Source organism: Micromonospora sp. NPDC049204 (assembly GCF_040647935.1).
Lineage (GTDB): Bacteria > Actinomycetota > Actinomycetes > Mycobacteriales > Micromonosporaceae > Micromonospora.
The window spans coordinates 1-6627 of record NZ_JBEZDC010000037.1 but is presented as its reverse complement, the minus strand read 5'-3'; the positions used below and the strand labels follow the sequence as shown (position 1 = coordinate 6627).

The window sequence follows — 6627 nt, the reverse complement described above, 5'->3', positions numbered from 1 at the left end:
GCAGACCAATCCACATGCGGCGACGGCGAATCCACATGCAACGTCCGCGGCAACACCCCATGCCGCATCGCCTCCACCATCTTGATCACACCAGCCGCACCTGATGCGGCTCTGGGGTAGCCGATGTTTGATTTCACCGATCCCAACCACAACGGACGGTTCGCAGGACGATCGTGACCGTAGGTAGCGATGATGGCTTGGGCCTCGATCGGGTCGCCGAGCGGTGTGCCGGAGCCATGGGCCTCAACCGCGTCCACCTCATCCGGTGTCAATCTCGCGTTCGCTAGGGCCTGGCGAATCACACGCTGCTGTGCCGGCCCGTTTGGCGCGGTGAGCCCATTGCTGGCGCCATCCTGGTTGACAGCCGAGCCACGTACCACCGCCAAGATGGGGTGACCATTACGGCGAGCGTCAGACAACCGCTCTACCAACAGCACACCCACGCCCTCACCCGGGCCGAAGCCGTCAGCGGCAGCGGCAAACGGCTTGCAGCGTCCGTCCCTTGCCACGCCTAGCTGTGGGATCCCATTGGCGTATACCTCGGGGTTGGCGACGATGGTCACTCCGCCGGCGAGCGCCAAGGTGCAGTCGCCGGCCCGTAGTGCCTGTGTGGCCAGGTGCAGCGCCACGAGCGACGAGGAACACGCGGTATCGACCGTTACTGCGGGCCCTTCGAGACCGAACGTGTATGCGATTCGGCCGGAGATCACACTTGTCGCGCTTCCGATCAGCGTGTAGCCCTCGTCCTCCGGCAGATGTTGGTGGTCGCGTCCGTAGTCCGTGCCGATCGTGCCGATGAACACTCCAGTTGGAGTGCCTCGCAAGGAGCGGGGCCCGATGCCAGCCCGTTCGAGCACCTCCCATGAGGTCTCGAGCAGCAGCCGCTGCTGAGGATCCATCGCCAGTGCTTCAGCTGCGGAGATCCCGAATAGCGCCGAGTCGAAGCCGGCGGCATTCGTGATGAACCCGCCCTCGCGGAAGCCTGGTCCATCAACGTGATCCGGACGGGTGCCAGGCGGGGCCGGCTGCTGCCAACCTCGATCGGTGGGAAGCGGTGAGATTCCGTCGCCTTCGGAAGCGATGAGTTGCCACAGGTCCTCGGGTGATTCGACGCCACCAGGCAGGCGACAGGCGGTGGCGACGATGGCGACTGGTTCGGTCAGGGCTGCGGCCAGTTGTTGGTTCTGTCTGCGCATTTGCTCCGCGTCGAGCATTGCAGCACGTAGCGCCTCGATGAGCGTTTCGGTGGGGATTGTCATCGCCGGCCTCCGTGATCAGGCCCTGTTAGCTCTTTGCGGCCGGAGAGGGCTGCCCGCACGAGGTCACTTACGTCCATTGTGGCGACCGCGCTCGCAGGAGTGCTGCCCGTTTCGGCTGGCTGCTCATTGGGTTGGGCGAGCTGCATTAGCAGCTCCAAGACGCCAGCTTGGCGTAGCTGGGCGAGTGGGATGGCTGCGATACGGCGCTGTAGTTCACTTTCGGTCGGATCAGCGTCCCCTGCCTCGGACGCCGAGCTACTGGTGGGGGCGAGTTCGACGCGTAGGTAGGTGGCGAGAGCGGTGGGCGTGGGGTAGTCGAAGACCAGGGTGGCCGGCAGCCGGAGTCCGGTAGCGGCTCCGAGCCGGTTACGCAGCTCGACCGCGGTCAGAGAGTCGAACCCGATGTCTTTGAACGCCTGGGTCACATCCACCGCGTCCAGGTTGGTGTGCCCGAGCACGGTCGCCACGTGGCCGCGGACCAGGTCGAGCAGAACCCGCTGCTGATCGGCCTCCGACACACCCGTCAACCGCCGGACCAGTACTGAGGTATCAGCCGCTGCGGCAACCGAGGGCCGGAAGGCGCCCCGGGCCAGGCCTCGCAGCATCGCCGGCAGAACGTTGGCCTCGGCTTGGGCACGTAGTCGACTGGTGTCCCAGCGGGCCGCCACGAGGAGCGGCTCGCCCGATCCGACCGCGGCGTCGAATAGAGCCAACGCCTGCTCGGTTGACATCGGCGTCACACCGGAACGGGACATCCGTGCCAGATCACTGTGCTGCAGGTGTGCGGTCATCCCGCTCGCCTCAGCCCACAAACCCCATGCGATCGACGTGGCAGGCAGCCCCTCTGCGCGTCGTCGAATGGCCAACGCGTCGAGGAATGCGTTTGCCGCCGCGTAGTTACCCTGGCCCGGCCCACCGAGCACCCCAGCGGCGGAGGAGAACAATACGAACATGCCCAAGTCCATGTCCCGGGTCAGCTCGTGCAGATTGACGGCCGCGTCCACCTTCGGCCGCAGCACCTGTGCCAACTGCTGATCTGTCATTGACTCGATTAGTCCGTCGGCGAGCACACCCGCCGCGTGAACTACACCGGTCAGCGGGTGCTCGGCCGGGACCCGCGCGAGCATCTCGGCCAGGGCGTCCCGGTCCGCCGCGTCGCAGGCGACGACCGAGACATGAGCACCCAACCCTGTCAACTCGTCAACCAGGGCCGCCGCGCGGTCTGCGCGCATTCCCTGGCGACTCGTCAACACCAAACGCTGCACCCCAAGCCCACGTACCAGATGCCGCGCCACCAACCCACCCAACAAGCCAGTCCCCCCGGTCACCAACACCGTCCCGGTGGGGTCGAGCGGGGCCGGCACAGAGAGCACGATTTTGCCGGTGTGACGGGCTTGGCTCAGGTAGCGCAGCGCCTGGCGGGCCTGACGGACGTCCCATGAGGTCACTGGCAGCGGTCGCACCCTGCCCTGCTCGAACAACTCCATGATGTTGCTAAGCATTTGCTGGATGCGCTCTGGCCCGGCTTGCATAAGGTCGAAGGCCTGGTAGGCCACCGTCGGATACTGCTCCGCGATCTGATCAGCATCACGGATGTCGGTTTTGCCCATTTCGAGGAAGCGGCCGGCTCGGGGTAGTAGCCGGGCAGAGGCGTCCACGAACTCTCCGGCCAGTGAGTTGAGCACGATGTCCACGCCCTGCGCCTGGCTGTGGGTGCGGAAGTGGTGCTCGAAGTCCAGGGTGCGAGAGGAAGCGATGTGTGCGTCGTCTAGCCCAAGTGCCCGCAGGGTGTCCCACTTTCCGGGGCTGGCGGTTCCGAATACCTGCGCGCCAGCCTGCTGGGCCAGTTGGACGGCGGCCATCCCCACACCACCGGCTGCGGCGTGCACCAGTACGGATTCACCCGCCTGGAGACCTGCCAGGTCAAAGAGTCCGTAGTAGGCGGTCAGGAACACCACCGGAACCGACGCGGCCTGTTCGAACGACCAGCCGCGTGGGATGGGTACGAGTAGCCGGTGGTCGGTCACCGCGATCGGCCCGAATGCGTGCGGGACCAAACCCATCACGCGGTCACCGACGGTGAGGCCGGTCACGTCGGGTCCGATACCGGTGATCACCCCGGCCGCTTCGCTACCCAACGGCCTACTGCCGGGCTGCAGTCCCAGGGCGATGAACGCGTCGAGGAAGTTCAGCCCGGCGGCGCGCACGGAGATGCGTACCTGCCCCGGCTCGAGCGGCTCGGTCACTTGGGGGCAGGCCACGAGCGACAAGCCCTCCATCGTGCCGGCGGCCGCCTGGATGTCCAGGCGCCATGGAGCCCCGTTCGGGGGTACCAGCATGTCCGAACCCGTCCGGGCGAGACGGGGCGCCAGCAGCCGGCCGTCGCGGATGGCGACCTGCGGTTCCCCGCCGTCGAGCACCGTGAGCAGCGCGGCGCTGCTGGCGGAGTTGTCGATGTCGACGAGGACGATACGGCCTGGGTGTTCCGCCTGGGCTGAGCGCATCAGGCCCCATACGGCCGCCTGGGTTGCATCGACTCCGTGCCGTTGTAGCCCGGCGGGCACGGCCTTATGTGTCAGGACGACTAATTGGGACGAGTGCCATCGGTCGTCCGTCAGCCACGCCTGCAGGGTCGTGAGCACCTGCGCTAGGCGGGTACGCGTCCGCTCGGCGATGCCACCGTCGGTCTGGCTGTCTCCGGTGCCGTTGCCGCTGTGGCCGTCTTCGGCGACATGATCGCCGCCGTAGGTGAGGACCAGAACGTCGGGGGTTGGCCCGTGTTCGTTGATGGTCTGTGCGGCGGTGGCGAGGTCCGGATACCCGTCCACGGTGGCGCCTTCGCCCCGCAGTCTTGCGGCCATGTGCAGGGGGTCGTCGCCGAGGATCATCCATCGGCCGGTGACCGGCTTATCGGGAGCAGGTATTGCAAGCCAATCGATCCGGAACAGGCTTCGACGCTCCCCTGCCAGGATCTGTTCGAGCTGGTCTGTGGAGACAGGTGCCACCACCAGGGATTCCGCAGTGGCCACGAGCTTGCCGGCGCTGTCGGCGACGGCGACGGCAACGGCGTCGGGCCCGTGCGGTGAGATCCGCACCCGCAGGGCGGTGGGTCCTGAGGCGAGCAGCGATAGTCCTGTCCATGCGAACGGCAGCCGTACCTGTCCGGGGGTGTGGAAGAAGGTCCCGAGCGCGACGGCGTGTAGGGCGGCGTCGAGAAGGGCGGGGTGGATGCCGTAGCGTCCGGCTTCTCTGGCTGCGTCCTGTGGTAGTGCGACTTCGGCGAAAATGTCGTCGCCGCGTTGCCACGCCGCTTGCAGTCCGTGGAAGGTAGGCCCGTACGCGTATCCGAATTGGGCCATTTTTTGGTAGTGATCGGTTACGTCGATCGGCGTGGCCCCGGCGGGGGGCCATGAGCTCAGGTCGGTTGGGACTGTTAGCCGGTCGGCGTCCGTTGCGGTAGTCGTGGCTAGGGCGCCGGTGGCGTGTTGTGTCCATTCTTGGCTGTCGTCAGGTTGGGAGTGGATGCTGATTGTCCGGCGGCCGGCGTCATCGGCTGGGCCGACCCGGACCTGTATTGCGACACCACCCCGTTCGGGTAGTAGCAGCGGCACCTCCAGGGTCAGCTCGTCGACGCGGCCGCAACCCACCTCGTCGCCGGCCCGGATGGCTAGTTCGACGAACGCGGTCCCGGGCAGCAGCCTCACTCCGGCCACTGCGTGGTCGGCCAGCCACGGATGTGTCTGCAACGACAGCCGGCCGGTCAGTAGGACTCCTTGCCCGTCCGCCAACGCGATTGTTGCGCCCAGCAGCGGGTGTTCCACCCCGCCCAGGCCCAGCCGCCGTGGATCGCCGCCAGCCGAGCTGGCAGGAGCGAGCCAATAACGTTCCCGTTGGAACGCGTAGGTGGGCAAGTGCACCCGTCGAGCATCGGGCCCGGCGAACGCCGCCCAGTCCACCTCGGCCCCGTGGACAAACGCCTCCGCCAAGGAAGTGGTGAATCGGGCGAGGCCGCCGTCGTCCCGACGCAGCGACCCCAGTACCACCGCCCCCATACCAACATCGTCGATCGTCTCCTGGACACCCACAGTCAACACCGGATGCGGGCTGGCCTCGACGAATACTCGGTGCCCCTGACCCAACAGCGCCCGCATCGCCGTTTCGAACCGCACCGGCTCCCGCAAGTTCCGGTACCAGTAGCCCGCATCCAGCCCGGTGGTGTCCTCCCACTCACCAGTCACGGTCGAGAAGAATGGAATCTGACCCGCCCGAGGAGTGATGTCACGCAACGCCTCCAATAGCCGATCGCGAATTGCCTCCACGTGCGGAGAATGTGAGGCGTAATCGACCGCTATTCTTCTGGCCCGAACACCGTCAGCCTCGGACGCCCGCAAAAGTTCATCCAATGCATCACCATCGCCCGATACCACACACGACGCCGGACCATTGATCGCGGCGACGCTGATGCGGCCGTTCCATGCTGTCAGGCGTTGACGCACCTGCTCGGCGGACAACGCGAGGGACAGCATTCCACCGTTGCCAGCGATGGTTGCGATGGCTTGGCTACGCAACGCAACGACCCGGGTGGCGTCGTCGAGTGTCAATGCACCCGCCACATAGGCTGCGGCGATCTCCCCCTGAGAGTGACCTACCACTGCGGAGGGAGTGACGCCGTATGCCTTCCACAACTCGGCGAGTGAGGTCATGACGGCGAACAGCGTGGGCTGGACGATGTCTACCCGCTCCAGCGACGGCGCTTCCGGCGCTCCCCGCAGGACCTCCAGGAGGTTCCAATCCACGAAGGGTGCGAGTGCACGCTCGCACGCGAGGAGGTGGTCGCGGAACACTGACGAGCTGTCCAGCAGGTCAAGGGCCATGCCGACCCACTGCGCACCCTGACCAGGAAACACGAAGACGGTTTGAGGGTCGGCCATGCCACGACCGTGGACCACACCAGGTACGAGATCACCGGCGGCCACCGCCTTCAATCCGGCCAACAGCCCTTCCCGGCTGGCGGAGACGACGACCGCGCGGTGCTCCAGCAGCGCCCGCGTCGTTACCAGCGAATGACCCACGTCCAACGGGCGGAGGTCATCTGCGGCGGTAACGTAGTCGCCCAGTTGGGCGGCCTGCGCCCGCAACGCCAGGGGCGTGCGGGCCGACAGCACCCATGGCGTCACGGATGGGCCCGCGGCCGTGACGACGACTGGTCCGGTATCCGTGTCGACTAGATCATGGCCGCCGGTGCCATCCTCCGTTGACACGGTGTTGCTGTTTTCGGGGGCGGTTTCGAGGATGACGTGGGCATTCGTGCCGGAGATCCCGAACGACGACACCCCCACCCGCCATGGACGACCCGTATCCGGCCACG

Annotated in this window: 2 protein-coding genes; both read right to left on the bottom strand. The window is 66.5% G+C overall.

Annotation, left to right across the window (positions count from 1 at the left end; translation table 11 throughout):
* A partial coding sequence (locus tag AB0A90_RS34695; RefSeq protein ID WP_357256203.1) for a beta-ketoacyl synthase N-terminal-like domain-containing protein occupies positions 1-1259 on the bottom strand: 1259 nt, incomplete at its 3' end.
* Complete coding sequence (locus AB0A90_RS34690; protein ID WP_357256201.1) at positions 1256-6592, bottom strand: type I polyketide synthase; 5337 nt, start codon at positions 6590-6592, stop codon at positions 1256-1258. The genes AB0A90_RS34690 and AB0A90_RS34695, both read right to left, overlap by 4 nt.
* Between the last annotated feature and the right edge of the window lie 35 nt (positions 6593-6627).